25 protein-coding genes and 2 pseudogenes are annotated in these 26,985 nt (G+C 71.4%); 18 read left to right on the top strand and 9 right to left on the bottom strand.

What is annotated here, in order from left to right:
• Positions 1–42: 42 nt before the first annotated feature.
• Both OG710_RS30475 and OG710_RS30480 read right to left on the bottom strand, forming a co-directional pair.
• On the bottom strand, positions 43–990 hold the full coding sequence (locus OG710_RS30475) for a LysR family transcriptional regulator (protein WP_330242506.1): 948 nt from the start codon (positions 988–990) through the stop codon (positions 43–45).
• Positions 991–1,054: 64 nt separating this feature from the next.
• Positions 1,055–2,014, bottom strand: coding sequence for a DMT family transporter (locus OG710_RS30480; protein WP_330242507.1), 960 nt, complete (start codon positions 2,012–2,014; stop codon positions 1,055–1,057).
• A 180-nt stretch (positions 2,015–2,194) separates the two neighbouring features.
• On the opposite strand from OG710_RS30480, the gene OG710_RS30485 reads away from it, so the two are divergent.
• Together OG710_RS30485 and OG710_RS30490 are read left to right on the top strand one after the other, a co-directional pair.
• The gene (locus OG710_RS30485; RefSeq protein ID WP_330242508.1) at positions 2,195–2,527 is read left to right on the top strand and encodes an ArsR/SmtB family transcription factor; all 333 of its coding nucleotides are present in this window, start codon (positions 2,195–2,197) and stop codon (positions 2,525–2,527) included.
• Between the two features lie 157 nt (positions 2,528–2,684).
• Positions 2,685–3,947, top strand: coding sequence for an MFS transporter (locus tag OG710_RS30490; protein ID WP_330242509.1), 1,263 nt, complete (start codon positions 2,685–2,687; stop codon positions 3,945–3,947).
• Here the strand turns inward: OG710_RS30490 and OG710_RS30495 are convergent.
• From OG710_RS30495 to OG710_RS30505, 3 genes are all read right to left on the bottom strand, one after another.
• Positions 3,937–4,341 carry an SgcJ/EcaC family oxidoreductase gene (locus OG710_RS30495; protein WP_330242510.1) on the bottom strand — a complete coding sequence of 135 codons (405 nt, stop codon included), beginning with the start codon at positions 4,339–4,341 and terminating at the stop codon, positions 3,937–3,939. The two genes, OG710_RS30490 and OG710_RS30495, sit on opposite strands and share 11 nt — an antisense overlap.
• Positions 4,342–4,402: 61 nt before the next feature.
• Positions 4,403–4,750: a YciI family protein gene (locus tag OG710_RS30500; RefSeq protein WP_330242511.1), complete on the bottom strand. Its 348-nt coding sequence runs from the start codon at positions 4,748–4,750 to the stop codon at positions 4,403–4,405.
• An 84-nt stretch (positions 4,751–4,834) separates the two neighbouring features.
• The gene (locus OG710_RS30505) at positions 4,835–6,286 is read right to left on the bottom strand and encodes an MFS transporter (RefSeq protein WP_330242512.1); all 1,452 of its coding nucleotides are present in this window, start codon (positions 6,284–6,286) and stop codon (positions 4,835–4,837) included.
• A 121-nt stretch (positions 6,287–6,407) separates the two neighbouring features.
• Between OG710_RS30505 and OG710_RS30510 the strand changes: the two genes are divergently transcribed.
• Positions 6,408–7,001 carry a TetR/AcrR family transcriptional regulator gene (locus tag OG710_RS30510; RefSeq protein WP_330242513.1) on the top strand — a complete coding sequence of 198 codons (594 nt, stop codon included), beginning with the start codon at positions 6,408–6,410 and terminating at the stop codon, positions 6,999–7,001.
• Positions 7,002–7,040: 39 nt separating this feature from the next.
• Here the strand turns inward: OG710_RS30510 and OG710_RS30515 are convergent, their stop codons facing one another.
• Entirely contained in the window at positions 7,041–7,856 is an 816-nt protein-coding gene (locus OG710_RS30515) for an AfsR/SARP family transcriptional regulator (RefSeq protein ID WP_330242514.1), read from the bottom strand.
• Between the two features lie 354 nt (positions 7,857–8,210).
• The gene (locus OG710_RS30520; protein ID WP_330242515.1) at positions 8,211–8,798 is read right to left on the bottom strand and encodes a ScbR family autoregulator-binding transcription factor; all 588 of its coding nucleotides are present in this window, start codon (positions 8,796–8,798) and stop codon (positions 8,211–8,213) included.
• A 500-nt stretch (positions 8,799–9,298) separates the two neighbouring features.
• On the opposite strand from OG710_RS30520, the gene OG710_RS30525 reads away from it, so the two are divergent.
• The 5 genes from OG710_RS30525 (at position 9,299) to OG710_RS30545 (ending at position 15,723) form a co-directional block, all read left to right on the top strand.
• Positions 9,299–10,252, top strand: a complete 954-nt coding sequence (locus OG710_RS30525; RefSeq protein ID WP_330242516.1) for a ScbA/BarX family gamma-butyrolactone biosynthesis protein — start codon at positions 9,299–9,301, stop codon at positions 10,250–10,252.
• Positions 10,253–11,049: 797 nt separating this feature from the next.
• The gene (locus OG710_RS30530) at positions 11,050–12,165 is read left to right on the top strand and encodes a bifunctional DNA primase/polymerase (protein WP_330242517.1); all 1,116 of its coding nucleotides are present in this window, start codon (positions 11,050–11,052) and stop codon (positions 12,163–12,165) included.
• 17 nt (positions 12,166–12,182) lie between these two features.
• On the top strand, positions 12,183–13,700 hold the full coding sequence (locus OG710_RS30535) for a DNA primase family protein (protein ID WP_330242635.1): 1,518 nt from the start codon (positions 12,183–12,185) through the stop codon (positions 13,698–13,700).
• Positions 13,697–14,089: a DUF6009 family protein gene (locus OG710_RS30540; RefSeq protein ID WP_111339878.1), complete on the top strand. Its 393-nt coding sequence runs from the start codon at positions 13,697–13,699 to the stop codon at positions 14,087–14,089. Before OG710_RS30535 ends, OG710_RS30540 begins: the two co-directional genes overlap by 4 nt.
• Positions 14,090–14,196: 107 nt before the next feature.
• On the top strand, positions 14,197–15,723 hold the full coding sequence (locus OG710_RS30545; protein WP_330242518.1) for an FAD-dependent monooxygenase: 1,527 nt from the start codon (positions 14,197–14,199) through the stop codon (positions 15,721–15,723).
• 28 nt (positions 15,724–15,751) lie between these two features.
• Here OG710_RS30545 and OG710_RS30550 read toward each other — a convergent pair whose 3' ends face one another.
• A complete protein-coding gene (locus OG710_RS30550) occupies positions 15,752–16,426 on the bottom strand; it encodes a ScbR family autoregulator-binding transcription factor (protein WP_239225410.1) in 675 nt (224 codons plus the stop codon).
• Between the two features lie 122 nt (positions 16,427–16,548).
• Between OG710_RS30550 and OG710_RS30555 the strand changes: the two genes are divergently transcribed.
• From OG710_RS30555 to OG710_RS30580, 6 genes are all read left to right on the top strand, one after another.
• Positions 16,549–17,415, top strand: a complete 867-nt coding sequence (locus tag OG710_RS30555) for an NAD(P)H-binding protein (RefSeq protein WP_330242519.1) — start codon at positions 16,549–16,551, stop codon at positions 17,413–17,415.
• A 676-nt stretch (positions 17,416–18,091) separates the two neighbouring features.
• Complete coding sequence (locus tag OG710_RS30560; protein ID WP_330242636.1) at positions 18,092–19,108, top strand: bifunctional DNA primase/polymerase; 1,017 nt, start codon at positions 18,092–18,094, stop codon at positions 19,106–19,108.
• Entirely contained in the window at positions 19,105–20,643 is a 1,539-nt protein-coding gene (locus OG710_RS30565; RefSeq protein ID WP_111339883.1) for a DNA primase family protein, read from the top strand. The genes OG710_RS30560 and OG710_RS30565 overlap by 4 nt, the downstream gene beginning before the upstream one ends.
• A gap of 123 nt (positions 20,644–20,766) precedes the next feature.
• Positions 20,767–21,150: a DUF6009 family protein gene (locus OG710_RS30570; RefSeq protein WP_111339884.1), complete on the top strand. Its 384-nt coding sequence runs from the start codon at positions 20,767–20,769 to the stop codon at positions 21,148–21,150.
• A gap of 222 nt (positions 21,151–21,372) precedes the next feature.
• Positions 21,373–22,611: a ParA family protein gene (locus OG710_RS30575; RefSeq protein ID WP_111339885.1), complete on the top strand. Its 1,239-nt coding sequence runs from the start codon at positions 21,373–21,375 to the stop codon at positions 22,609–22,611.
• On the top strand, positions 22,608–23,525 hold the full coding sequence (locus OG710_RS30580) for a ParB/RepB/Spo0J family partition protein (protein WP_111339886.1): 918 nt from the start codon (positions 22,608–22,610) through the stop codon (positions 23,523–23,525). Before OG710_RS30575 ends, OG710_RS30580 begins: the two co-directional genes overlap by 4 nt.
• Positions 23,526–23,816: 291 nt before the next feature.
• Here the strand turns inward: OG710_RS30580 and OG710_RS31375 are convergent.
• Positions 23,817–23,996: pseudogene (locus OG710_RS31375) on the bottom strand (WYL domain-containing protein); the annotation flags it as partial.
• Here OG710_RS31375 and OG710_RS30590 point away from each other — a divergent pair.
• From OG710_RS30590 to OG710_RS30605, 4 genes and pseudogenes are all read left to right on the top strand, one after another.
• A pseudogene (locus OG710_RS30590) lies at positions 23,946–24,218 on the top strand (RidA family protein); the annotation flags it as partial. The pseudogenes OG710_RS31375 and OG710_RS30590 overlap by 51 nt on opposite strands.
• A gap of 152 nt (positions 24,219–24,370) precedes the next feature.
• Positions 24,371–24,577 carry an acyl-CoA carboxylase subunit epsilon gene (locus OG710_RS30595; RefSeq protein ID WP_330242520.1) on the top strand — a complete coding sequence of 69 codons (207 nt, stop codon included), beginning with the start codon at positions 24,371–24,373 and terminating at the stop codon, positions 24,575–24,577.
• A 74-nt stretch (positions 24,578–24,651) separates the two neighbouring features.
• A complete protein-coding gene (locus OG710_RS30600) occupies positions 24,652–26,289 on the top strand; it encodes an acyl-CoA carboxylase subunit beta (RefSeq protein WP_443064347.1) in 1,638 nt (545 codons plus the stop codon).
• Between the two features lie 11 nt (positions 26,290–26,300).
• Positions 26,301–26,921 carry a TetR family transcriptional regulator gene (locus tag OG710_RS30605; protein WP_330242522.1) on the top strand — a complete coding sequence of 207 codons (621 nt, stop codon included), beginning with the start codon at positions 26,301–26,303 and terminating at the stop codon, positions 26,919–26,921.
• The last annotated feature ends 64 nt before the right edge of the window (positions 26,922–26,985 follow it).

A 26,985-nucleotide genomic window follows, 5' to 3' on the forward strand; every position in this document is an offset into this window, starting at 1 on the left:
GCCGGGGACCGATCGGTACGACCGCCCGAGATCATTGCACGCTCAACCATTTTTGGGCAGAGGGCCGGCCCACCCCGGCACCCACGTCCCCGCCGGGTCCGCCGGGCTCACCGCGGCCGACAAGTACGCGCGCAACGTGCCCAGCGCCGGGTGCGGGTTGTCGTGGTGGTGGAGGAGGGAGTGCGGGTAGACCGGCGTCGGCGCGGTCACCGGGATACGGCGCAGCCCGTGGCCGGCGGGCCAGATGAGGCGGGAGTGCTCGCCCATGAAGGTCGCCAGGGCCGGGGTGTCCGCGATGGTGTCCAGCAGCGCGTCCGAGCCGAAGTTGGGGCCGGTCGCCTCGATGGTGAGCCCGAACTCGGCGACCAGGTCGTCGTAGTAGGCGCCCCACTCGGTGCCGGGGGCGATGCCGGGCATCCAGATGCGGTGCCCGACGAGTCCGGCGAGGGTGACCGACGGGGCGTCGGCCAGCGCGTGGGCCGGGCCGGTCAGCAGCTGGAGGGGTTCGTCGAGGACGCGGGTGGCCTCGATGTCGTCGGGCAGCGGCCGGCCGGGCGCGGCGACCGCGCGGAAGGTGGCGTCGAGTTCGCCGGAGCGGAGGGCGGCGACCGCCGTGTCGATGCCGGGGAGCATCAGCACGTCCAGTTCGACCTCGGGGTGCGCGCGGTGGAAGCCGCGCATCACGCCCGACTGGGCGCTGCGCGAGGCGATGACGTCGACCCGCAGCGGTCGCCGGCCGGGGCGGACGGACGCGCCCGCCCGCTCGGCCGCGCGCAGCAGTTCGCGCGCGTGGGGCAGGAACGCCCGGCCGTCGATGGTCAGCTCCGCGCCACGCGGGGCGCGCGTGAACAGCCGTACGCCGAGGGTCTGTTCCAGCGCGGCGATCCGCTTGGAGACGGCTTGCTGGGTGACCGCCAGGTCGACGGCCGCCTTCTGGAACTGCCCCGCCTCGGCGACGGCGACAAAGGTGCGTACGGCTTGAAGGTCCACATCGGCCACCCTAGGGGCGTCCGACATATCCCCGCGGCGGCGCTCGCCCTTCCCCGTCCCGGTCTCACGCCGCCGTGGTCAGGGTCTTTCCGGTCGGCGCCGCGGCGGGGGCGCGGCCGGCGGCGCGGCGGCCGTAGAGGTTGTTGGCGATGACCGCGGCGAGGGTGAGGGCGACGCCCGCGAGTTCGGCCGCGGTGGGCCGGTGGCCCCGTACCGCTTCGATGGCGAAGGCGGTGAGGGGGACGAGGTTGATGAACAGGACGCCGTTGGCGGGGCCCAGGGTGCGGGTGGCGTGGTTGAAGGCGAGGATCGCGACGGCGGTGGCGGGCACGGCCATGTAGAGGATCTGCCACCAGCCGGCCGCGTAGTCGGCGGCGGACGGGGTGGGTATCCAGCCCGCGAACCCGGCGGTGAGGGTGACGGCGGCGATGGTGAGGGTGCCCAGGACGCTGGTGAGAGCGGTGTAGCGCAGGACGGAGAAGGACGGGAAGCCGGCGGCGCCGGTCGTGTAGACGACCCAGCCGATGACGCCGGCCAGGATGACGAGCCCGCCGGCGCCGATGCCGCCGGTGAAGACGGCGAGCGGGTTGCCGTTGCCCAGGACCATGGCGACGCCGGTCAGGGCGAGCAGGACGAGGCCGAGGGTGACGCCGGTGGGCCGCTTCCCGGTGCGGGTCCACATCACGATGACGGTGATGGCGGGCATCGCGGCCATGATCAGCGAGGCGGTGGGGGCCGGGGTGGACTGGAGGCCGACATAGGTGAGCAGGTTGAAGGCCGCGAAGCCGAGCGAGCCGAGCCCCCAGAGCCTCAGCAGCCTGCCGTCGGTGCGCAGCGCGGCGCGGCCTTCGACGGCCAGCAGGGCGAGCACGAAGATCGCGGAGCCGAGGGCGAAGCGGGCCAGGGTGAGGTGGAAGGGGTCCACATGGACGAAGGCGGATTTGGCGACGGCGAACATGCCGCCGAAGGCGAGGGCGGTGACCAGCCCCCCGGCGGCTGCGGCGGCGGTCTTCATCTCGGCCATGAGGTCTCCCAGCGGTGCGGCACGGACGGGTGCGAGCCCATCGGACTGTTCGCGTGTTCGCTCTTTGGCGAACACGCGGGTTAACGTATACATCTGACCGGGAGCCGGTCAACAGGTATTCGCCAACCGACGAATACTCGCCCGCCGCGCACACCGTTCCGAACTGGGAGAACCGCTGCCGTGAAGCCGCTCCAGCACCCCCGTGCCGAGGACATCAACATCTATGCCGTGCTCCACGCGCTGGCCGAACCGGCCCGTATGCAGATCGTGCGGACCCTCGCCGCGGCCGGCGGCAAGCCGTGCGGCACCTTCGGCATCAACCTGAGCAAGTCGACCCTGTCCGCGCACTTCAAGGTGTTGCGCGAGGCCGGGATCATCCGCCAGGAGACAGCCCCCGGCAACTCCCGCCTCAACACGCTGCGCAGGACGGAACTCGACGCCCGTTTCCCCGGCCTGCTCGCCTCCGTGCTCGACGCGGTCGACCGGACCGAGCCCCCGCTCCCGGCCGCCTGATTCCTCTCGCGGGCGCACACCTCCACGTACAACCATTGGTTGTCCCGGACCGCCGGATCGGTTGTTTGACCTGCGCTCGTACCGCCCGGTTGGCTCGCTCCGGACACTGACGGGTTGTTCGGATTGTTCGGTCGAGGGTGCGAGGAGCGCGCTGCGCATGGTGGGCGGGAGACGGCTGGGGCGGCGTTTCGGATGGCTGTGGGCGTCGTACGCGGTGAGCGCGTACGGGTCGGGGCTGGGGTTCGGGGCGCTGCCGCTGATCGCCGTCCTGGTGCTGGACGCCGGGCCCGCCGAGGTGTCCGCGCTGTCCGCCGCAGGGCCCGCGGTGGGGGCGCTGATCGCGGTGCCGCTCGCGCCGTGGGTGGAGTTCCGGCGCAAGCGGCCGGTGATGATCGGAACGGACCTGGTCCGGTTCACGGCCATGGCGTCGGTGCCGGTGGCGTACGCCTTCGGGGTGCTGGGGCTCGCTCAGCTGCTGGTGGTCTCGGCGGTGATCGCGGCGGCGAAGATCGCGTTCGGCGCGGCGAGCGGCGCGTTCCTGAAGGCGCTCGTCCGGCCGGAGGACCTGCTCGTCGCCAACGCCTGCTTCGAGTCGACGAGCTGGAGCTCCATCGCGGTGGGCCCGCCGCTGGGCGGCGCGGCGATCGGGGTGTTCGGGCCGGTCACCACCGTGCTGGCCGACGCCCTCAGCTATCTGCTCTCCGCGCTCGGCATCGCCGCGATCGGGGGCAGGGAGGCGGCGCCGGAACCTGCCGGGCAGAGTCCGCTGCGCGCGGGGGCGCTGCTGGCCGGCTGGCGGCACATCCTGGGCCATCCGGTGCTGCGGGCGCTCTACCTCAACCAGGTGCTCGTCGCCGGTCTGATCATGGCCACCGAACCGCTGCTCGCCGTGCTTCTGCTGCGCGAACTCGGCTTCCCGCCCTGGCAGTACGGTCTCGCCTTCGCCGCGCCGTGCCTGGGCGGGCTCATCGGCTCCCGGCTGGCCCGCCGGGTCGTCGCCCGGCACGGCCGCGACCGGGTCTTCCGGACCGTGGGCACCCTGCGCGCGGTCTGGCTGATCGGGCTGGTCCTGGTGCGGCCGGGCGTCGTCGGGCTGGTCACGGTGATGGCGGTCGAGCTGGCCATCATCGTCAACATGAGCCTGTACGGGCCCGTGCTGTCCACGTACCGGCTGGAACACACGCCCCATCATCTCGTCGCCCGCACGCTGACGGCCTGGACGATCGGCCAGCAGGCGGCCGTCGCCGTCCTCACCGCGCTCGCCGGGCTGCTCGCCGGGGTCACCGGCCCGCGCACGGCCCTCGCGGTCGCCGGGCTGCTCATCCTGGCCACCCCGCTGCTGCTCCCCCGGCAGCACGGGCGCCGGCCCGCCGGAAACGCAACCGTTCCGGCGGACCCCGTGCGCGATGTCAGCCCGTGATGACCTCCGTGTTCTGGCAGGCGGTCAGCAGCCAGCGCCCGTCCGCGTCCTTGCTCATCACATAGAGCGGAGTGCCCTCGCTCTCCTCGTCCGGGGTCACATAGCGCTGGCGGACCTTGACCGCCGCCACGTCCGGGCGGATGAAGTGGACGTGCGCCACCTCGTAGGTGACCTTGCCGTCCCACTGGGACGCCGGCAGCACCACCCGGGTGAACGCGGAGATCGCGTCGAGGCCGATGAGGACCTTGCCGTGGCCCGTGGTCCAGATGGCGTCGGGGTGGAAGAGGGACAGGAACTCGTCGGGGTCCTTGCGCGCCTGGGAGCGCTGGACGGTGGCGACGACCTGGTGAATCGCTTCGATGTCTTCGGCGTGGGCCGGTGATTCGGTATCCATGCCGGGAATCCTGCGACCTCAAGTCCGCTTGGGGTCAAGCCCGCCGCGAACGTCCCGCCGCTCAGGCCGATTCGAGCACCGGACGGACCTCGACCGTCTCCGGGGTGGGCAGGCTCCGGGCCAGTTCCACGGCCTCCGCACGGTCGGCGACCTCCACGAGGAACCAGCCTCCGAGGGTCTCCTCGCCGGGCAGCGCGGGCCCGTCGCTCACCGTCGTCGTCCCGTCGGCCGTCGTGCGTACGGTCGCGGGCGCGAGGCTCTCGGTCTCCAGCGCCTCGCCGCCGACGAGCTTCCCCGCTGCCGCGAGGCCGCCGATCCAGCCTTCGTACTCCTTGCGGTACGCGGCCCGGTCGGCCTCGATCCGGCGGCGCGACGCGTCCGTCTCGAAGATCACAAGGGCGAATTTCATGGCACATCCTCTCTCCGGCCGCCGTACGGGCGACCGCTGTGGGTGAAGGGGGGTGGGTGTAGGGGCCCGTGGGGTCGGGGCTGGTTACGGCGTCGATGCCTCGGCCGGGGCGGGGTCGGCCGCGCGTTGCGGGGCGGGCGGGTTCTGCGCCGGTGTGGACCTCGTCAGCCAGAGGCCGGTGAGTACGGCGGTGGCCAGAGTGAGGACGCCGGCCGCGGTGAACGCGGTGTCCAGGCCGCTGCCGAAGGAGGCGCCGGCGGACTGGCGGGCGCGGACGACGCCGCCCAGCACCGCGACCCCGAGCACCGCGCCGATCTGCCGGGTGGTGCCGCTGATGCCCGACGCGAGGCCGCCCTCCTGCGGAGCGGCGGACTGGATGGCGGCCCCCGTCAGCGGCGACATCGTCAGGGCGAAGCCGGTACCGGCGAGCGCGAGGCGCCACCACACGTTCCCGTAGCCGGTGTCGGCGTGGACCGCGCCGAGCGCCACCAGGCCCAGCCCGGCCAGGACCAGCCCGGCGGTGACCACGGGACGGAAGCCGTACCGGGCGGCGAGCCGGCCCGCGTGCGGGCTGACGACCACCATCGCGAGCGAGAGCGGCAGGGTCCGCACCCCGGCGGCCAGGAGCGAACTGCCCTGGACGTACACGAAGAACTGGGAGAAGAAGAACGACGAACCCATGAGCGCGAACCCGACCACCACCATCGCGGTGTTGGACACGGTGAACAGGCGCTCCCGGAACAGCCGCAGCGGCAGCATCGGCGCCTCCCGGCACGCCTCGACGGCCAGGAACGCGGCGAGCAGGACCGCCCCGGCGGCGAAGGCGCCCAGGATCGGCGGCGAGGTCCAGCCGCGTGCGCCGCCCTCGATCAGCCCGTAGGTCAGCGCCCCCACCGCCAGGACGGACAGCACCGTGCCCGGTACGTCGATCGCGGGTGCGCCGGGGTTGCGGCTCTCGTCGAGGCCGCGCAGCCCGGCCAGCAGCAGGGCCACGCCGATGGGCACGTTGACCAGGAAGATGGCGGGCCAGCCGAAGGCGTCGGTCAGCACTCCCCCGGCCACGGGGCCGGCGGCCAGCCCGATGCCGCTCAGCCCGGCCCACAGCCCGATCGCCTTCACCCGGTCCTGCGGCGCGGGATGGGCGGCGGCGAGCAGGGCGAGCGAGGCGGGGCTCAGGGCGGCGGCCCCGATGCCCTGGAGCGCCCGGCCGGCGATCAGCCAGCCGAGCGAGGGCGCGAGGGCGCACAGCGCCGACGCCCCGGTGAACACCGCGACACCGGTCAGGAACACCCGCTTGCGGCCGAACCGGTCGGCGAACACACCGCCGGACAGCAGCAGCATCGCGACCAGCAGCACATAGGCGTCGACGATCCACTGCAGACCGGTGAGCCCGGTGTGCAGCCGGTGCCGCATGTCGGGCAGCGCGGCTCCGACGATCGTGTTGTCGAGCAGGACCATGAACTGGCCCAGGCAGGTCACCGTGAGCAGCACGCCCCGGTGGGGGCGGCTGCCTACGGCCGCAGACGAGGCTGCCATGGGGTTCCTCTCCGTCGTGGGTGCGCCCGGAGGCGCCGCTAACGCAGTTGTTGGCTGCGTTAGCGGACTGTACGGAAGGATGCCCCGTAAACGCAAGCGCAAGCTGCGTTAAGGTGGTGGCATGAGTGAGAAGCAGTCGGCCCGGCGGCCCGGCGGGCGCAGTGCGCGCGTCGCCGCGCAGGTGCATCGGGCCGTCACGGACCTGATCGGCGAGCGTGGTTACGGCAACTTCACGGTCGGCGACGTCGCGGCTCGCGCGGGTGTGGCCGACAGCAGCGTCTACCGCCGGTGGGGCAACCTGGAGGCCCTGCTCGGCGAGGTCGCGCTGAGCCGCCTCAACGCCCGGTCACCGATGCCCGACACCGGCACCCTGGCCGGCGACCTGCGTACGTACGCGGCCCAGGTGGCCCGCGAGATCACCGGCCCGGACGGCCCGGCGGTGCTGCATCTGGCCGTCGCGCTGACCGGCACGGGCGAACAGGGCGAACAGGCGGGGGAAGCCCTCCGCACCGAACGGACCCGCCAGTTGCAGTCCGTGCTCGACCGGGCGGGCGAACGCGGCGAGGACGCCCCGGAGGCGTTCGAGGTCCTGGACCATGTGCTGGCCCCGATGTACATCCGCGTCCTGTTCGGCATGGACGGGCTCACGCCGGAGTACATCGACGGGCTGGTGGACCGGCTGCTGTCGTTCCGGACGGGCGGGGCCGGCCGGTAGGCGTACGGGCCGGCCGGAGACGTCCGTCCGGCCGGCCGGTCAGCCGATCTCGGCGAGCCGGGCTCCGCCGGCGCCCGCCATGCCCTCGGGGCGGGCCAGGAGGATGGAGCGCTGCAACTTGGCCAGCGCGGGCGAGGGTTCGAGGCCCAGGGTGCGCACCAGTGTGGAGCGCAGTCGCTGGTAGGCGTCCAGCGCCTCGCCGCGCCGCCCGGAGCGGTAGAGGGCCAGCATGTACTGGCCGCACAGGCTCTCGTGGGTGGAGTAGCGGCTGAGCAGGACGGTCAGTTCGGAGAGCAGTTCGCGGTGGCGGCCGAGCCTGAGATCGGCCTCGATGCGCTGGTCCAGCGCGCAGAGCCGGCTCTCCTCCAGCCGCTTGAGCTGGGTCTCCAGGTGGGGCCCGGTGTGGACGTCGGCGAGCGCCGGTCCGCTCCACAGGGCGAGGGCCTGGCGCAGCAGCCGCGCGCCCTCGGGAAAGTTCTCGGCGTCCATGGCCCGGTAGCCCATCCCGGCCAGGCGCTCGAACTCCCGGACGTCGTGGGTGCCTTCGCCGCCCTTGAGTAAGTAGCCGCTGGGGACGGTGAGCAGCACGTCCTTGGCGGTACGGGTCTCGTCGCCGTCCCGTTCGAGCGCGACGGTGATCAGTTCGCGCAGTTGCAGGATGTAGGTCTGCAGGGTGGGGCGGGCGCTGCGGGGCGGCTCGCTCCCCCACAGCTCCTCGATGAGGGTGCCGACCGGTACCACCTCGTCGGCGTGCAGCGCCAGCAGGGCGAGCACCTGCCTGGGTTTGGGCGCGGTCGGTGCGATCGAGGTGCCCATTTCCCGCACGGAAAGCGTGCCGAGTACGTCGATGTCCACGCCGTCTCCCCGTCATCTCCCGGCTGCCTCGGACAGCCCGGAACTGTTGCTGACACACCGATTTAAAAACAGCGCAGGCGGTATGTCAATGCCCAACCAAACCACTCGCCTCCCTGGTTCACAGCACCAGCGAGCCTTGAGAACGGACACTCAAAAGGTGCTGAATGCATCAAAGTTGGGCATCCAGGCGGGCGTTTCACCCTCGCCGGCCTGCCGGACGCGGCCCCATAAGCAGACCACGCGGATTGTTTTCTCCGATCCGGGCGACCAGAGCCGGACGGACGACGCCCGGAGCCGGACGGACCGCGCACGGGCCCGCCGGGGCCTGTCCGGCGGATCGGGGTCGGGCGGGCCCTAGTCCGCGCGGCTGAGTCGCGGGAGCGCGAACGACCACAGCTGGGACACTCGTTCCGCGGACCGCCAGTCCGGGTCGGCCGCGCCGAGGGTCTCCAACCCGAGCGTCGCCGCGACGATGACCACTGCCGCGTCCTCGGCCGAGACGTCCTCGGCCAGCTCCCCGTTACTGCGCGCCTGCGCGAGGGCGTTGCGCACCCACTCGTACCACCAGTCGTGCAGTCTGGCCTCGCTCTTGCGGGAGGGGTCGCCACTCAGGCGGAAGCCCGCGCGCACGACCGGGTCGTCGACGACGGCGTCCATCAGCCGGCGGACAGCCGCGACGAGCCGCTGGAGCCAGCCGCCCTTGACGGCCTCCGCGCTCTCCTCGGTCAGGGCGAGGGCGGACTCGGCGGCGGCACTCTCCACTGCGGAGGCCAGGGCCTCCTTGTTGGGGAAGTGGAAGTGCAGGGCACCCGAACTCACCCCCGCCCGGCCGCTGATCGTCGGCAGCGTTGCCAACGCATACCCGTCGGCACCGAAGACCTCCGCGGCAGCCGAGATGAGAGCTTGACGTGTCACAGCCGCTCGCGCCTGCTTGACCATCATGTCCTCCTCCTGGCGGGGCGCGGGCCCGACGTACCGCCGTCCGATTCACCCTGGATTCTCCTGCTGACCCCTACTGACCCAAGTAAACCGCACGGCTGGTTGGTTTAGCACTGCGACGTGCAACGCCCCGGGCCCGGCTGATCATTTTGCCTCCGGGCGAAAGATGCCGGGGGCCTAGGCCACGGAAGTAGTTGGTTTCTCCAGCCATCCTCTCGGAGGACTAGACCTCGGGCCCACCAAAGGAAACCGCCTGAAAGGTTTGTTTTTGCGAAGGCCCCCACCTCCGCACGCGAGATCGTGAAGATCTACATAACTTATGTACCGATTTACCCGGTAACTGGAAGGGAAGTTACCGACCGGAAGCCTTGAAGTGGAAGAGGATGTTCAAGCAAACTGGTCAACGCTTGGTAAATCCTTTACCTTTGGGCCGATTGAAAAAAACCGGTAGGTCCGTATCTTAAGTGGCGTCGCCGAACGCAGGTTTCAAGATGGGGGCCACCGTGAGTCTCACCACTGCTGAAGCCCGAACCGCACCGCCGGCCGCACTGCGGCTGACCACCACCGTCGCGAAGGAGTACGTACACCGCGACTCCGTCGCCGAGGTGTTCCTCACCGGTTGCGACACCCAGGACGGGGTGAACTTCTCGCTCACCGGCCAATGGCCCCGAGCCCACACCATGTTCCGGAGTCTCGACGGGGCGAGCCACGACCCGCTCCAGGTGGCGGAAACGTTCCGCCAAGCAGGAATCTACGTCTCGCACGTGGAATTGGGAGTACCGCTCGGCCACAAATTCGTGATGTCGAGCATCACCTACACCACGGACACCACGGGCCTGCGCATCGAGGCCGGACCCACCGACTTCGATCTCGACACCCGGTGTACGGAGATCGTCCGGCGCAGGGGTGTGGCCAGCCGTATGGCCTTCGAGTTCGCGCTCCGCCGCAGCGGCCGGTCCATGGCGCACGGCACCGGCCAGATCTCCGTGATCCCCCCGGCCGTCTACAACCGGTTACGGCAGGCCCGCGCCGCCGAGCCGGCCGTCGCCGCCGAGCCGTATCCGGACCGCACCCTGCTGCCGCCGTCGATGGTGGGACGCACCTTCCTGACGGACGTGGTGCTCTCCGCCGTCGCCGGGTCCGGCTCCGGCCCGCGCTGGCTGCTCACCCCGGACCTCAACCATCCGATCCTCTTCGACCACAAGGGCGACCACGTCCCCGGCATGGTCCTGCTCGAAGCGGCCCGCCAGGCGGCCTGTGCGGTGATGGCCCCCCACTCGTTCGTCCCGGCCGCCGCCGCGAACCACTTCCACCAGTACGCCGAGCTCGACCGGCCCTGCTGGATCGAGGTGACCCGCGTCGAGCGGGAGGCGCACAACATGGTGACGCTCGAAGTCACCGGCCGCCAGGACGGCAAGGACGTCTTCACCTCGGTGCTCACCGGCCCGGTCGGCTGAGCGGTACGGCGCCAGGGTCCGGTCCGCCGGCCGGCTATTCCTTCACCAAAAAACAAACCGGTTATCCTGTTTTTCATCAGAGGGGCTGATCTCCCCACTGCGGGGGGACGCCTGAAGCCCCTTGGGTAGCTACCCCGCTCGCCGTGGAACCGGCAGGTCAGAGCCGTACAGGAGGGCCCGTCAGCGACCGAAGCGACCGAAGGCCCCGCTCGGGCAGAACGTGACATCACCTCGGTGCTCCGCCGCACGCAGTCGCCGCGTGCGGCGGAGCCGGGTTTCCGGCCCCCGCGCCGGCCGGCACGTTCCCCCTCGGATGCGGCACGGGTTTCGCGGGCCGGGAGGCAAGCGCTGGAAACGCGGTTGTGAAGGGCTGGAGAGGGCCGGAAGGGATTTCCGCCCCCAGCGACCGGGCGGCAGCGACCGGGCGCGCTCTCGGTCGCTGCCGGGCCGAAAGAGAAGTACCAGGTCACACGCCCGAATCGGGCACGCAGCGACCGAAGCGACCGAAGGCTCAGGTATATGGAGCCATTGGCATGTGTGCGCGTGCGCGTCATATATAGCGAGCTTGAGTCGCTTCGGTCGCTGTTCGGCCTGGAGCGCCGCGCTGACCTGCGGGGTTTACGGCCACCGGGTGGGCGACCCAGCGACCGGGGGCCGCTCGACGCCCGGTCGCTGGGTCGCTGGACCCACTTCCCGGTGCGCACATCTGTTCTGGCGCTTGTCCCTCTTCTCCCCCGATGGTTTCGCTAATCTGATTTTGCGAGTTGAGTCGCTTCGGTCGCTGACGGGGGAAGTGAATGGCAGCTGAACTGCGGGTCTCGTGCGATGACCCACGGCAGTTCAAGAGGGCTGCTCCGGTCGCTTCGCAGCCCTTGACGACCGCATGGTGGTGCGCGCGTCAGGGGTGGCCGGTTCATCCTCTTGCGCCGGGCCGCAAGACACCGGTGGGCAACTGCGAGGCATGCCGCGGCCCGGACCACGACCGGGCCCGCTGCGGCTGCGTCCGGGCGGGCCGCTGGTGCCACGGGTTCCACGCGGCGACGCTCGACTTCGAGCGGATCGGCCGGTGGTGGGGCGGACGCCCAGATCTGGGGGTCGGCGTGGCCACCGGCCCGGCGGGCCTGGTGGTCATCGACGTGGACGCGCACGCCCGCGAACTCCCGCACCGGAACCGCCTGTTGCCCGGGGTCGGGATCTCCGCCGGGATCGACCTGACCGGCCTGGCCAACGGCTTCCACACACTGGGCCTGCTGGCCGCCCTACGCGGCGCCACCAGCCCGGCCGACGACGCCTCGACGCTGCGGGTGCGTACGCCGTCGGGCGGCATGCACGTCTGGTACCGCAACGACGGCGGCCACCGCTGGCAGTGCTCGGCCGGTTCGGGCAGCGGCCGGGCCCTTGCCTGGCAGGTGGACGTCCGGGCGCACGGCGGCTACATCATCGCCCCCGGCACCGTCACCGAGGCCGGGGTCTACCGCCCGGTCGACGCCGTGCGCACCCCGGCGCCGCTGCCCGCCTGGCTGGCCAGGGAACTCCAGCGCACCGGCCATCTGCCCAACGCCCCCGCGCCGGGGCCCAGGCCGGTGCCGCCTCGGGCCCGGCAGGCGGTGCTCGCGGCGAGCGGCCGGCCCGCCGCGTCGGGCGAACGGCTGCTGAGGGGGCTCCTCGCGGAGGTGGCCGCCTGCGCGGCGGTGCCCGAGGGCGCCGCGTTCTCCGAGAAGCTGAACCGCGCCGCGTACACGGCGGGCGGGCTGGTCGCCGCCGGGCACCTCACGGAGGACGAGGCCGTACGGGCCCTGCGGGAGGCCGCCGAAGCCGCCCGCCCCGGCCAGCGGGGGCGCTGCATGGCCGTCATCAGGGGCGGGCTGAGCGCGGGCCGCACCCGGCCACTGGCTCTCGGGGGGCGCACGTGAGCGTGGACAAGGAGAGAGTGCTGCCGTCGGCCGCCTCCTTCGACGTGCAGGCGGTGGCCGCGCAGATCCTCGCGCAGCCCGTGGCCCTGCCCCGCCAGGACGGCGCCTACCCGCCCGCGGAGCCCCGGGACCGGGCGGCGGACGGCGAGGCGACGGCGGACGGGCTGCTGCCGGACACCCTCACCGACCGGGGCAACGCCAAGTTATTCGTCAAGCTCTACCGCAACGACTACCGGCATGTGCCGGGCATCGGCTGGTTCCGCTGGGACGGCACCCGCTGGCAGTTCGACGAGGACGACACGGTGATGTGGTCGGCGGGCGATCTGGCGGAGTCCCTGGCCGGCACCGATCCGCGCGGCCTGTTCACCCAGGCCGCGCTCCAGCAGCACCGCCGGCGCACCCTCAGCACCAGCGGGATGAACGCGATGCTGACCCAGGCCAAGTCCGCGCCGGGCATGGTGCTCAACGCGGCGCTGCTGGACGCCGATCCGTACGCCCTGTGCACCCCGGCGGGTGTGGTGGACCTGCGGACCGGGCACATCCGCCCGGCCGAGCCCACCAGGGACTTCCACTCCCGTTCCACCTCCGCCGCCCCGCAGGCGATGCCCACCCCGCGCTGGGACCGCTTCCTGGCCGACACCTTCGGCGAGGGCCCGGACGGCGAGGAGATGATCTCCTTCCTCCAGCTGCTGCTCGGCTACTCCATCACCGGGGACGTCGGCGGGCAGGTGATGCCCTTCCTGTTCGGCTCCGGCAAGAACGGCAAGTCGGTCCTGCTGGACGTCCTGATGAAGCTGCTGCGGGACTACGCGGACGCGGCGCCGCCCGGCTTCCTGATGTCCCGCCCGTACGAGGGCCATCCCACGGACCTCGCCGAACTGCACGGCCGCCGGGTCATCGTGTGCAGCGAGGTCAAGCCGGGCGACCGGTTCGACGAGGCGCGGGTGAAGCTGCTGACGGGCGGGGACCGGATCAAGGCCCGCCGGATGCGGCAGGACTTCTTCAGCTTCGAACCCACCCACAAGATGTGGCTGCTGGGCAACCACCGCCCCGAAGTCGGCACGGGCGGCTTCGCGTTCTGGCGCCGGATGCGTCTCATCCCGTTCGAACGGGTCGTCTCCGACCATCGCAAGATCGACAACCTGGCGGACATCCTGGTCACCCAGGAGGGTCCGGGCATCCTCAACTGGCTGATCGAGGGCGCCCGCCGCTACCTCGGCGGCGACAAGGACCTGTCGGGCCCCGAGCGCGTCCGTATCGCGACGACCGTGTACGCGGAGACCGAGGACCACACCGGGCGCTTCGTCGGCGAGACCTGCCGGCTCGACGCCGGGCTCCGGGCCGAACAAGCCCAGCTCTACGCGGCCTACAAGCGCTGGTGCCAGAATGAGGGCGTTCCGGCGATTTCGTCGAGGGCCTTCGCGGCGCACATCCGCGAAGTGGTGGGGCTGGCATCACCGAAGGAAATGATCTTTTCCAACCAGCGCAAGTACTACCCGGGCATCGGCCTGCTCGCGGACGAGGAGACAGTATGAGCGCCCTCATCGCAGAGGACGAGATCGTCCACGAGGTGGACCTCGTGTGGCTCGAGGACATCAGCGTGCTCGACTACGTCCGCCAGAGCCTGGACCGCCTCCCGACCCGCCGGGGCCGGCCCGCCTACCACCGCGACGGCAGAATGGTCGGGTACGCCCTCCTCGGCCCGAAGGCCAAGCCGTCCCGCTCCTCGGGCACCTTCCGCCGCCGGGTGTTCTGGCTGCTCCCCCACGACCGGGACACCGAGCCCGAAGGCCTGTACGCGCGCGGCGCGCCCGCCGAGGCCGTGGACGTACGCACGCTGGCACCGGGCAGCAAGGGGCACAAGACCGAGCGTTCGGAGGGCGGCCCCATGTCGTCGTCCGCCGCCCGCGAGCTCCAGCCCTAGCTGTTTTTCCGGCGTCCGGGCCGGGGAACGGGCCGGGATGGATTAAAAACAGCACGTCCGGTATATTTCTGTCGTCGGGAGAGTACCGAGGACAGAGAGGCACCGTCGTGCGGGGAGAACATCCCATCCGGGCCGAGGTGCTCGTGGTCGGCGGAGGGCCTGTCGGCATGCTCGTCGCGGCCGAACTGGCCGCGGCCGGCGTGGACACCGTACTCCTGGAGCCGAGGACGTCGGTCTCCGGGCAGCCGAAGGCGACGACGCTGCACGCCCGCGCGGTGCAGTCCCTGGCCCGCCGGGGCCACCTCCCCGGCCCGGCCCGCGCCCCGTATCCGCCGGAGCCCACTTCGAGCGCCTTCCACTTCGCGGGGCTGCCCGGCCTGACCATCACCGCTCCCCCGCACGAACCGGAACCCGTCCTCAAGTGCGCCCAGGCCGACCTGGAACGGCACTTGGAGGCGCGGGCCCGGGCGGCCGGTGCCCGCGTGCTGCGCGGCCACCGCGTCACCGGCCTCGCCCAGGACCCGGCCGGCGTACGGGTCACGGCCGAGGGCCCCGCGGGCCCCGTGCTCTGCGACGCCGGTTACGCGGTGGGGGCGGACGGCGCCCGCAGCACGGTCCGGACGCTGGCGGGCATCGAGTCCGACACGGTCCCGGCGACGGTGTCGGCGCTGATGGGGACGGTCACCCTGGACGATCCCGGCGACCTGCCCAAGGGCTGGCACCGCACCCCGCGCGGCTGGATCGTCGCCAAGCACACCGGGGACGGCCGCGCCCATCTCCGTACGCTCGACTGCGGCGGCCCCCACCCGGACCGTCACCGGCCGGTCACCCTGGAGGAGTTGCGCGGGGAGGTGGCCCGTATCGCGGGCCGCGACATCGCGATGCACTCCCCGCGCTGGCTCAGCCGGTTCAGCGACTTCGCCCGGCTGGCCCGCACCTTCGGACAGGGCCGGGTCTTCCTCGTCGGCGACGCCGCGCATGTGCACTTCCCGATCGGCGGCCAGGGCCTGAGCACCGGCGTCCTGGACGCTCTCGACCTCGGCTGGCGGCTGGCCCACGCGGTGCGCGGCACGGCCGGTGAGAACCTGCTGACCGGCTACGACGCCGAGCGGCGGCCGCTCGCCCGCCGCGTGATCGACGGCACCCTGGCCCAACTCGCCCTGATGCGCCAGAGCCCCGAAGCGGACGCCCTGCGCACGCTGTTCACCGAGCTCCTCGCGTCCGAGGACGAGAGCGGCCGGCTGGGCGGCCTGATCAGCGCCCAGGACACCGTCCTGCCCGATCCCACCGGCGCGGGCGGTCCGGCAGCCGGGACCTACCTCACCAACACCGCGCTGAGCACCCCGGACGGCGACACCGACGTCATCCGCCTGCTGCACGACGGGCGGCCGCTCCTGCTGCTCCTCGGCGAGAAGTCCGGCCGTCACCGGGAGGCCGCCCGGCCGTGGGCGGGAATCCTGCACACCGTCGAGGCGCGCCCCGTGGCCGCCCTGCCGTACGAGGCGGCGCTGGTCCGGCCGGACGGCTATCTGGCCTGGGTGCCCGGCGACGGCGAGCTGGACCGGGTGCTGGCGGCGTACTTCGGACCGGGCGGCTCCGGAAACGCGGCGGGCGCCCCGGCCGGGCGGCCATGAGCACGGCCCGGCGGGACGCCCGTTGCTTTCAGCTCGCGGTCTCCAGGACGTCGTCGCGCAGGTCGGCGGCCTTCACGGCCTCCGCGTACACCTTGGCGCCCCGGCCCTCGGAGAGGTCGAGCGAGGCCAGCACGGACGGCACCACGGCGCTGGGCAGCAGATGCCGCATCAGGGCGGACACCCGCACCACCAGGTCGCGGTACTCGCAGACGGCCTGTGACATGGACTGGATACCGGCGAAGGAACCCACGAGCACGTCGGCCGTCTCCGGCGGCGAGATGTGCGGCAGCAACTCGCCCTGGGCCTGCGCCTGCTGGAGCAGGTCGAGACCGACCTCGCCCCAGCGCAGGAACGGGCCGCTGCGGTCGAGGTTCTGCGTCTGCTGGTCCATCGTCAGACGAACGCCCGCGCGGACCATCGGATCGGTCTGCAGGCGGTGGGCGTGCAGCATGACGACGTCCACGACCTCCTGCACCTTGGACGCGCGCATCGGCACGATGATCCGCTGGTCCTGCTCGGAGAGGACGCCCTGGGCGAGGTCTTCCTTGGAGTGGAAGTGGAAGTACAGCGCGCCCTTGGTCACCCCCGCCTCGGTGAGGATCTGGGAGATCGTGGCTGCTTGGTACCCCTGTTCCTCGAAGATCTTGGCCGCCGCCGAAAGAATCGTCTGCCGGGTGCGGATAGCACGTAGCTGCTCAGCCACTCTGCCTCCTCCCTCCTCAAGGGTGGTTGCGGGAGAGTAAATAAACCGTCCAGTTCGTATCTTACAGGCCGGTGCCTTCCCTCCGCCCTGGTCGGGGAAATGTCCGGCAGGAAAGGGAAACCATGATCCTCGTCACGGGCGCAACCGGGACGATCGGCCGTGAAGTGCTCCGGCTCCTCCCCGCCGGCCTGCCCGTACGCATCATGGCCAGGCACCCCGAGCGGGTCACCGGCGCCCCTCCCGCAGCCCACATCGTCCACGGCGACTTCACGGACCCCGCTTCGCTGACGGACGCTCTGCACAACGTCCGCACCGCCTTTTTGGTCACCAACCCCGACGGCGACGACGACACCCGCTTCCTGGACCCGGCCCGCGCGGCCGGCGTCCGGCACATCGTCAAGCTCTCCGCGGCCGCCGTCACCGACCCCGGAGCCGATGATCTGATCACCCGTCGCCAGCGCCACAACGAAGACCTGCTGCGCGCCTCCGGAACGGCCTGGACCCTGCTGCGCCCCCGCGCCTTCATGTCGAACACCCTGTCCTGGGCCCGCTCCATCCGTGCCGATCGTACGGTGCGCGCGGCGTACGGCTTCTCCGAGAACGCCTGCGTCGATCCCAGGGACGTGGCGGAGGCGGCCGTACGGGCCCTCACCGGGCCTGCGGGAGACCACGCGGGCCGGGCCTACACCCTGACCGGCCCTCAGCCGCTCTCGGCCGCCGCGCAGACGGCTCAGCTCTCCCGGCTCCTGGGCCTGGAGCTCCACTTCCACGAGCTGAGCCCCCAGGAGGCCCATACGGCCCTCGGAGCGCGCTACCCGGCGGATATCGCCGACGCCCTCCTGGAGAGCGCCAGAAGGCAGCACAGCGGCTCCAAGGGGGTCGTGGACCCCACGCTCCCCCGCCTGCTCGGGCGCCCGGCCGGGACGTTCCAGGACTGGGCGGCCGACCACCTGGACGCGTTCCGGCCTGCCGCTGCCGCGGGGGACTGACGTCGGTTCAGTCCCTCCGCGTTCGGTCCCTCTTCGGTCCCTCCGACAAAACCGCAGGTCAGAGGGGTGCGGTCGGGGGAGATCAGGGTCTGAAGGGACTGAAGGGACTCAAGGTTGGTAGTTATAAGCGATTATGCAGGCGTGTGTATGCGCTCGCGCGTAGAAACACCCTATATTTCCCTTTCTATTAATCATCTTTATCCTGAAGCGCTGATAACTACCGAACTTGAGTCCCTTCAGTCCCTCCGATTTGGGCCCGCAAGTCTCTGACCTGCGGTTTTGCCCGAGGGACCGAAGAGGGACCGAAAGTTCCAGTCCCTCGGCTCCACGTTCAGTCCCTCCGTTCGGTCCCTCCTCCGGCGGCCTCCGGCTCGCTGGCCGAAAACGTGCGGTGTGCGGCTACGACTCCTCGGAGCAAGGGACCGAAGGGACTCGCGGAGCGAAGAGACCCGTGCGCTCCGGGATGCCTGTTGTAGGCTCTGATCCGGATTGGAAAACTCAGTCCCTTTAGTCCCTCGGCAGGTCGGAGGCACCCCTCTGACCTGGTCTTTCTCCGAGGGACTGAGTTGTTCGGGACTGAACGAAACCTGTTGGCCCCTCGGCAAGGACGATCAGCGTGCCGCGTCAAAGAGAGACCGGTGACCCGCGCGCGGCGGGGGCCACGAGTCCCTTCGACATGGCCCGTTGGTGTGCGGGGAACGGCTGGCCCGTCCATCCGCTGGCGGCCGGCCGCAAAACTCCGGCGGGCAACTGCCCCGGCTGCCGGGAGGACCCGCACCGCCCGGCCGACTGCCCCTGCCTCCCCGCAGGAAGGTGGTGCCACGGTTTCCACGCGGCGACCACCGACCCCGAGCGGCTGGCCGCCTGGTGGGGTGCCAACCCCGGCCTCGGGGTCGGCGTCTCCTGCGGCCCGGCCGGCCTCGTCGTACTGGATATCGACGCACACAGTGCCGAAGTCCCGCACCGGGACCGCCTTCTGCCGGGCATTCCGATCCACGAGAGCGTCAACCTGACCGGCCTGGCCTCCGGGTTCGACACCCTCGCCCTCCTGGCCGCGCTGCGCGGCGCGCCGAGCCCCGCGGACGACGAGGCCACCCTTCGCGTCCGCACCCCGTCCGGAGGCCTCCACGTCTGGTACCGCACCGCGCCGGACGGACCGCGCTACCGCTCGTCGGTGGGCTCCAGCCCCAAGGTGGCCCTGGCCTGGCAGGTCGACGTCCGGGCCACCGGCGGCTACATCGTCACCCCGGCCACCCGCACCCCGGCGGGCACCTACACCCCCGTCGGGTCCGCCCGGCTGCCCGCTCCCCTGCCCCCCTGGCTCGCCGTCGAACTGCGCCGCACCGGACACGCGCCCGGCCCCGCCCCGGCCAGGGTCCCCGCACCCCGTCCCGTCCGCCCGGCAGGCGGCGTCTCACGGGCCGTGCGGCTGCTGGAACCCCTGCTCGCCGAGGTCCGGGCGTGCGCGGCGGCGGCCGAGGGCACGGCCTTCACCGAGAAGCTCAACCGGGCCGCCTACACGGCGGGCGGCCTCGTCGCCGCCGGGCACCTCGCCGAGCCCCGTGCGCGGGACCTGCTCGTCGAAGCCGCCGACGCGGCGCGCCCGCACCGCCACCGGCACAGCCTCACCGTCATCGCCTCAGCCCTGTCCGCCGGCGCAGCCCGCCCGCTCCATCCCGAAGGACGCCCATGAGCAGCGCCGAGAGCAGCCCGCGCTTCGACGCCACTGCCGCCGCGCAGCAGATGCTCGCCCTCGAGACCGAGGGCGGCATGCCCGGCCTGCCCGCCCAGCAGAACGCCTCCGCGGCGGGCGAACCGCCCCTGCCCGAGGGCCGTCTGCCCGCGCTGCTCACGGACCGGGGCAACGCCAAGCTGTTCGCCGTCATGTTCGGGGACCAGTTCCGGCACGTCGAGGGCCTGGGCTGGTACCACTGGGACCAGTACCGCTGGAAGCGCACGGGCGGCGAGAAGGCCGCGGTGTGGGCGGCGGGCGACCTCGCGGAGCAGATGCCCGCCACCGACCCCACCGGCCAGTTCACCGACCGGGAGGTCCGCGCGCACCGGCGCCGCTCGATGTCGACGCCGGGCATCAAGGCCATGCTCACCCAGGCGAAGGCCTCCCCCGCCCTGGCGCTCGACCCGGACGTCCTGGACGGTGACCCGTACGCGCTGTGCACCCCGGCCGGGGTCGTCGATCTGCACACCGGGCATCTGCGCAAGCCGGACCCCGAGGGCGACATGCACTCCAGGGCGACGAGCGTGGCGCCCGAGGAGACGCCCACCCCGCGCTGGCACCGCTTCCTGCACGACACCTTCGGCGACGACGCCAAGGGCGAGGAGACCATCCACTTCCTCCACCTGCTCCTCGGCTACTCCGTCACCGGGGACGTCGGGGCCCAGGTGCTGCCGTTCCTCTACGGGACCGGCGCCAACGGCAAGTCCGTGCTGCTGGACGTCATGACGCAGATCCTCGGCGACTACGCGCAGGCCGCGCCGCCGGGCTTCCTCATGGAGAAGGGCAAGTTCTCCGAGCACTCCACGGAGCTGACCGAGCTGCACGGGCGGCGCATCGTGGTCTGCTCGGAGCTGAAGCCGAACGACAAGTTCGACGAGTCCCGCGTGAAGCTGCTGACCGGTGGCGACCGCATCATGGCCCGCAGGATGCGGCAGGACTTCTTCAGCTTCAACCCGACCCACAAGCTCTGGCTGCTGGGCAACCACCGTCCCGAAGTAGGCACCGGCGGCCATGCGTTCTGGCGCCGTATCCGTCTGATCCCGTTCGAGCGCGTCGTCCCGGCGGCCCGCAAGATCGACAACCTGGCCAAAGAACTGGTGCAGAGCGAGGGCCCCGGCATCCTGCAGTGGCTCATCGAGGGCGCCAAGCTCTACCTGGCCACCCGTGACCCGCTGGACGGCCCCGCCACGGTGCGCTCGGCGACCGCGGCCTACGCCACCACCGAGGACCACATCGGCCGCTTCCTCGCCGAGTGCTGCACCACCCAGGCCCCGGACCTGCGGGTGGAGCAGGGTCTCCTGTACGCGGCGTACAGCAGCTGGTGCGGGGCCGGCGAGGGGATCAGGCCCGCGACGGCCCGTGCGTTCGCGACCCGCGTCCGCCAGGAACTCTGCCTCGCCTCGCCCGCCGACATGATGAAGTCCAGCGGCAAGAAGTACTACCCCGGCCTCGGGCTTCTCGCGGACGAGGACTCCCGGAGCAGCCATGCCTGACCACCGTGCCCGGCACGCTTCCGCCGATCCGGCCTACCATGAACACGGTGCCCCCACCAGGGAACGTGCTCACACCCACCCCGGCCTCTTCCCGGCCGGCCGACACACTAAGGGGCTGCAGCCATGAGCTCGCTGCTGAACGAGAGCGACCTCCACCACGAGAACGCCGTGGTCTGGCTGGAGAACCCCGACAATCTCGACTACGTACGCCAGGCGCTCGACAAGACCACCCGCCGCCGGGGAAAGCCCCGCTACGAACGGGACGGGCGCATGGTCGGCTACACCGAGCTGGAGGCCGACACCGAGGCCGACCCCGACAGCGGACTGCATCTGCGCCGGGTCTTCTTCCTCCTCCCCCACGACCGCGACGCCGACCCGGACGGCCCGTACCACGAGGGCGCCCCCGGCGAGGCGGTCGACCCGAGCACCATCGAGCCCAAGCGGGTGGGCGACAAGACACCCCGCTCGCAACGCGGTCTGGCCGCGACGGCGGAGGCGGGCAGCTGACGGGGCTGGGGGATTATTACGCCGTAATAATCCCCCAGCCCCGCCGACGTATTACGGCGTAATAATCCGGTCGCCCCCGTGCGCGGGCACCCCTTCCCGGCCACCGAGCCCGGCTCCAGGACCCCTCCGGAGCCGGGCTTTTGAGTGGTCCTCGAAGAAAACACAGTCACAACTAACGCGTCGATGCCGAGAAGGATCATCGAAGTTAGTAAGGTGACTGCCATGACTTCGCCCTCCCCCGGCGACCGCGAGAAGGTCGTCTCCAAGCTGCCCTCGGTGCTGCAGCAGGACCTGAAGATCAGGGCAGCCCAGCACAAGACCGACATCCAGCACGCCGTCGAAGCAGGCATCGAAGCCTGGCGGCGGCTCGGCTCCAACCTCTCCCCCATCGACACCGCGGGCGCCAAGTCCTTCGCCACCTTCCTGCCTGACGGGCAGTGGGACGGGTTCCGCGCCGACTGCGCCTCGCGCGGCGTCTCCCTCATCCAGGGCCTCGCCCAGTCCGTCGTGATGTGGCTGGAGACGAACCCGGCGCCCACCGTCGTCCGCCCGGAGCACCCCAAGAGGATCATCACCTGCAACCAGAAGGGCGGCGTCGGCAAGACCGCCATCGCGGCCGGCACGGGCGAAGCCCTCGCCGAGGACCCCGGCGCGCTCCACCCGGTCCGCATCTCCAAGCACTTCGCGGCCGCCCTCGCCGAGGACGACCACCCCTCCCCCCTCGACTACGAGGACCTGCCCGGCCTCGGACTGCGCGTCCTCCTCGTCGACTTCGACCCCCAGTGCCACCTCACCAAGCAGCTCGGCCACGAGCCCCTGCCCATCGAGGGCGACAGCCTCACCAAGCACATGGCGGGCGAGGCCAAGGGCAACCTCGCCGACCTCGTCGTCCGCATCGAGGACCCGCGCTTCGGCGACCGCCTCCACCTCCTGCCGGCCTGCACCGACGCCTTCCTCCTCGACGTCAAGCTCTCCGGGGTCCGGGCCCGTGAAGCAGCCCTGGAACGCGCCCTGTCCGCCATCGAGGCCGACTACGACGCCGTCATCATCGACTGCCCGCCCAGCCTCGGCCTCAGCATGGACGCCGCCGCCTACTACGGCCGCCGCCGCCAGGGCGAAGCCCCCGGCAACTCCGGTGTGCTCGTCGTCGTCCAGGCCGAGGACAGCTCCGCCGACGCCTACGGACTCCTCACCTCCCAGATCGAGGACCTGCGCGACGACATGCACCTCGAACTCGACTACCTCGGCATCGTCGTCAACCACTACGACGCCCGCCGCGGCTACATCGCCACCTCGTCCCTCAACTCCTGGATGGACATAAAGGACCCCAGGGTCGTCGGTGTCATCGGCGACCTCAAGGAACAGAAGGAGGCCGTACGCGTGAAGCAGCCCCTGCTCGCCTACTCCCCCCGCTGCGACCAGGCCGTCGGTCTGCGCGCCCTCGCCCGGGAGATCTCATGAGCAAGGCATCCCGGCTCGGCGCCGGCTCCTCCTTCGGCCAGACCCAGTCCATCAGCGCCCGGCGCGCCGCCATCAACCAGGTCGCCGCCGCCCCCACCGAGGGCGCCCCTCCCCCGGTCGAACTCCCCGTCGACGTCATCAGCCTCAACCCCGACAACCCCAGGTCCGACCTCGGCGACCTCACCGACCTCGGCAACAGCCTGCGCGACCACGGCCAGAAGACCGCCATCAGCATCATGGGCCGCTTCGCCTACCTCGAAGGGAACCCGGACCGCGAGGCCGACCTCGAACCCGGCACCAAGTACGTCGTCATCGACGGCAACTCCCGCCTCGCCGCCGCCCGCGAAGCCGGCCTCACCGAGATCAAGGTGATGCTCGACGACAACCTGGGCAGCAACCCCGACGAAATACTGGAATCGGCGCTCGTCGCCAACATCCACCGCCAGGAGCTCAACCACCTCGACGAGGCCAGGGCCCTCGACCAGCTCCTGAAGATCCATGGCACCCAGGAAGCCCTCGCCGCCCGGCTGCACCGCTCCCAGGGCTGGGTCTCCCAGCGCCTCGCGCTGCTCACCCTGACCCCCTCACTCAAGGAGAAGCTCCAGTCCGGCGAGGAATCCGCCGCCACGCTGCGCCTGGTCGGCAAGAAGAAGGCCGAGGAGCAGGAGGCCCACCTCCAGCAGCTGAAGGCGAGCCGCGCCCAGAAGCCCCGCGCCCCCAAGCAGAACCGGCAGCCGCCCACGGAGCCCCCCGCCCGGCTGCCCTCGACCGACCCGCACACCCTGACGAACCTGATCATCGCCGAGCTCGACGTCCAGTCCAGGCGCAAGCTGACGGAGCTGCTCGTCGACTACAAGATCGAGGAATCCAAGCGGATGCGGGCGGAGCAGGCCCCGGCGGCCGACGCCCGCTAGCCGCCGCCACGGAGGCCGGTCCCGGATTATTACGCCGTAATATCCGGGGCCGGCCTCCCGATTATTACGGCGTAATATCCGGGGCCGGGTCCGCGTAATGAGCGGCGAGCGCGGCGGCCCGCCCGTGCAGGACCGTCCGCAGGGACGCGGGGGAGAGCACTGAGGAGCCACCCGCACCGACACCGCGAGATGCCCCTCGGACAGGAACCGCGCGCACCGCTGCCGCCAGGGCCGCTCCAGATCCACCGTCCCCGGCCGCTCCGCCGGCTCTCCGATGGCCTCGGCCGCCAGCACCCGCGACAGCCGGTACGTACGCTCCTCGCCCGCTCGCAGGGCCAGCAGGTACCCGCGTTCCCGGACCGCCACCAGCCCCACCGGGTCCACGGTGCGCGGACGGGCCTCCTGGCCCGTGGCCGTGTACTGGATGCGCAGCTTCCGCCCGGTGAGCACCGCGCGCCGGATCTCCGCCATCGCGGCTACTGCTCCGGCCAGACTGCCACCGACGCCGAGGGCAACCCGAGGCACGAGGGAGACATGGCCGCTCAACTGGCCCTCGGCCTCGACAACCTGGAAGCGGTGTTCGCCGGGGCCGACATGACCCTGGCCGATCTGGTCCGTCTCACGCTCTGCACGACGGACATCGACGCCCTGTTCCCGCACTACGCCACCCTGACCGCTGCCGAAGGGGCTGCGCATTATTACGCCGTAATAATGCGCAGCCCCTTCAACGTGCCGGGCGCGAGGCGCGACGCGGGTGCGGTGTGGGCTCCAGCGGATCTCCAGAGGAACGGCAGGACTTCTCAAGCCGAGTGCCGGACGGTGGGCCACAGGTTTGAGGAGGGCTGATGGGCGATTTCGACACCGTGACGCCCGCGTTCCGGGTGGAGCGCGGGCACGCCGACGACGAGGAACTGGCCGCGGTCGCCGTGGTGCTGTGTGCGTTGCTGGCGGGGCGGGAGGACGAGGCCGGCGACGCCGAGCTGCCCGAGGTTCCGCCGTGGCGGCCCGAGCGCCCCCTCGAGAGCTACTGCTCTCCGTACAGCTGGCGATAGGGCCGGCCCACTTCACCCACGACTGATTCGTGTGCGTACCAGCCGCGCTATACAAACCGCATGCGCGGTTTGTTATGGTGGCGTCGATCGGGCCGCACCTTGAGAGGAAGGGACGTGTCGTGACAGTTGTGAATGACATTCCTCGGGCCTCCGCGGAAGCGGCGAACGCTCACGAGCGTGTGGCCGAACTGCACGCGGTCCGCGCACAGGCGGCCGGTGGTCCGAGTGAGCGGGCGACCGAGGCGCAGCACGCCAAGGGCAAGCTGACGGCCCGTGAGCGCATCGGACTGCTTCTGGACCCGGGGTCGTTCCACGAGGTCGAGCAGCTGCGGCGGCACCGGGCGACGGGTTTCGGTCTGGAGGCGAAGAAGCCGTACACGGACGGTGTGATCACCGGCTGGGGGACGGTGGAGGGCCGCACGGTCTTCGTGTACGCGCATGACTTCCGGATCTTCGGCGGTGCGCTGGGCGAGGCCCACGCCACGAAGATCCACAAGATCATGGACATGGCCATCGCGGCGGGTGCGCCGCTGGTGTCGCTGAACGACGGCGCGGGTGCCCGTATCCAGGAGGGTGTTTCGGCGCTCGCCGGTTATGGCGGGATCTTCCAGCGCAACACGCGTGCCTCGGGCGTCATCCCGCAGATCAGCGTGATGCTGGGCCCGTGCGCGGGTGGGGCGGCCTACAGTCCGGCCCTGACGGACTTCGTGTTCATGGTCCGCGAGACCTCGCAGATGTTCATCACCGGCCCGGACGTCGTGAAGGCCGTGACCGGCGAGGAGATCACGCAGAACGGCCTCGGCGGCGCCGACGTGCACGCCGAGACCTCGGGCGTCGCGCACTTCGCGTACGACGACGAGGAGACCTGCATCGCCGAGGTCCGCTACCTGCTGTCGATGCTCCCGCAGAACAACCGCGCGTACCCGCCGTGCGAGCCGTGCTCCGACCCGCAGACCCGCCGCTCGGAGGTGCTGCTCGACCTCGTACCGGCCGACGGCAACCGCCCGTACGACATGCACAAGGTCATCGAGGAGATCGTCGACGACGGTGACTACCTGGAGATCCACGAGCGCTGGGCCCGCAACATCATCTGCGCCCTGGCCCGGCTCAACGGCCAGGTCGTCGGCATCGTCGCCAACCAACCGCAGGCGCTGGCAGGCGTGTTGGACATCGAGGCGTCCGAGAAGGCCGCACGGTTCGTCCAGATGTGCGACGCCTTCAACATCCCGATCATCACCCTTCTGGACGTACCCGGCTTCCTGCCCGGCGTGGACCAGGAGCACGGCGGCATCATCCGGCACGGCGCGAAGCTCCTCTACGCGTACTGCAACGCGACCGTGCCCCGGATCAGCCTGATCCTGCGCAAGGCGTACGGCGGGGCCTACATCGTCATGGACTCCCAGTCCATCGGCGCCGACCTCACCTACGCCTGGCCCACCAACGAGATCGCCGTGATGGGCGCCGAGGGCGCCGCCAACGTCATCTTCCGCCGGCAGATCGCCGAGTCGGACGACCCCGAGACCACCCGGGCCCAGATGGTCAAGGAGTACAAGGCCGAGCTGATGCACCCGTACTACGCGGCCGAACGCGGGCTCGTCGACGACATCATCGACCCCGCCGACACCCGTGAGGTGCTCATCGGCGCGCTGACGATGCTCCGCACCAAGCACGCCGACGTACCGGCCCGCAAGCACGGCAACCCCCCGCAGTAACGGAGCGCTCGATGGCACGGCAGCAACGCGCGATGCGCACCCGGGAAGCCCTGATCGGGGCGGTCGCCGAGATCGTCGCCCAGGAGGGGCTGGCGGCCACCTCGCTCACCGGGATCAGTAAGCGGGCAGGAGTGAGCAACGGCGCGCTGCACTTCCACTTCGTCAGCAAGGGGGCCCTGGTGGAGGCCCTGGAAGCCGCCGCGCTCGCCCGGCTGCGGGCGGTGCTGGAGGCCCCGGCGGACGCGCGGAGCCGGCTGCAGCACCTCGTCGACGTCACGCACGCGCTCACACGCGAGTTGACCACCGACGTGGTGCTGCGGGCCGGGTTCGTGCTCTGCGCCGACGTGGCGTGGGAACCGGGGGCGGACCTCCGGGTGCACCTGCGGCGCTGGGTCGAGGACCTCGTGCGGGAAGCCGGCGCGGCGGCCGAACTGCGGCCCGGCGCCGAGCCGGAGGGGATCGTGACGGCGGTCGTGGGCGCGATCGCGGGCTTCGAGGTGCTGGGCGCCCGGGACGCCGTCTGGCTGGCCCCCCGCACGGTCGCGCGGTTCTGGGAACTGCTGCTCCCGGCCCTGGCCGCACCGGCCCTGCTCGGAACGCTGGACCCCGCAGGAACCCGGGGGAGACCCTAGGACCCCCGGCGGACAGGCCCCAGGGTCTGTCCGTCTTCGAGGGATCTTTGAGACATTCCGTACC

It is taken from the genome of Streptomyces sp. NBC_00525 (assembly GCF_036346595.1).
GTDB lineage: Bacteria > Actinomycetota > Actinomycetes > Streptomycetales > Streptomycetaceae > Streptomyces.

Bases quoted from the DNA above. Each gene is read 5' to 3' on its own strand.
- OG710_RS30570 (WP_111339884.1), top strand. From the start codon at position 20,767: ATGAGCTCGCTGCTGAACGAGAGCGACCTCCACCACGAGAACGCCGTG.
- OG710_RS30490 (WP_330242509.1), top strand. From the start codon at position 2,685: ATGGTGGGCGGGAGACGGCTGGGGCGGCGTTTCGGATGGCTGTGGGCG.
- OG710_RS30580 (WP_111339886.1), top strand. From the start codon at position 22,608: ATGAGCAAGGCATCCCGGCTCGGCGCCGGCTCCTCCTTCGGCCAGACC.
- OG710_RS30510 (WP_330242513.1), top strand. From the start codon at position 6,408: ATGAGTGAGAAGCAGTCGGCCCGGCGGCCCGGCGGGCGCAGTGCGCGC.
- OG710_RS30505 (WP_330242512.1), bottom strand. From the start codon at position 6,286: ATGGCAGCCTCGTCTGCGGCCGTAGGCAGCCGCCCCCACCGGGGCGTG.
- OG710_RS30530 (WP_330242517.1), top strand. From the start codon at position 11,050: ATGGCAGCTGAACTGCGGGTCTCGTGCGATGACCCACGGCAGTTCAAG.
- OG710_RS30595 (WP_330242520.1), top strand. From the start codon at position 24,371: ATGGGCGATTTCGACACCGTGACGCCCGCGTTCCGGGTGGAGCGCGGG.
- OG710_RS30480 (WP_330242507.1), bottom strand. From the start codon at position 2,014: ATGGCCGAGATGAAGACCGCCGCCGCAGCCGCCGGGGGGCTGGTCACC.
- OG710_RS30605 (WP_330242522.1), top strand. From the start codon at position 26,301: ATGGCACGGCAGCAACGCGCGATGCGCACCCGGGAAGCCCTGATCGGG.
- OG710_RS30565 (WP_111339883.1), top strand. From the start codon at position 19,105: ATGAGCAGCGCCGAGAGCAGCCCGCGCTTCGACGCCACTGCCGCCGCG.
- OG710_RS30495 (WP_330242510.1), bottom strand. From the start codon at position 4,341: ATGGATACCGAATCACCGGCCCACGCCGAAGACATCGAAGCGATTCAC.
- OG710_RS30500 (WP_330242511.1), bottom strand. From the start codon at position 4,750: ATGAAATTCGCCCTTGTGATCTTCGAGACGGACGCGTCGCGCCGCCGG.
- OG710_RS30555 (WP_330242519.1), top strand. From the start codon at position 16,549: ATGATCCTCGTCACGGGCGCAACCGGGACGATCGGCCGTGAAGTGCTC.
- OG710_RS30575 (WP_111339885.1), top strand. From the start codon at position 21,373: ATGACTTCGCCCTCCCCCGGCGACCGCGAGAAGGTCGTCTCCAAGCTG.
- OG710_RS30540 (WP_111339878.1), top strand. From the start codon at position 13,697: ATGAGCGCCCTCATCGCAGAGGACGAGATCGTCCACGAGGTGGACCTC.
- OG710_RS30600 (WP_443064347.1), top strand. From the start codon at position 24,652: ATGGTGGCGTCGATCGGGCCGCACCTTGAGAGGAAGGGACGTGTCGTG.
- OG710_RS30560 (WP_330242636.1), top strand. From the start codon at position 18,092: ATGGCCCGTTGGTGTGCGGGGAACGGCTGGCCCGTCCATCCGCTGGCG.
- OG710_RS30520 (WP_330242515.1), bottom strand. From the start codon at position 8,798: ATGATGGTCAAGCAGGCGCGAGCGGCTGTGACACGTCAAGCTCTCATC.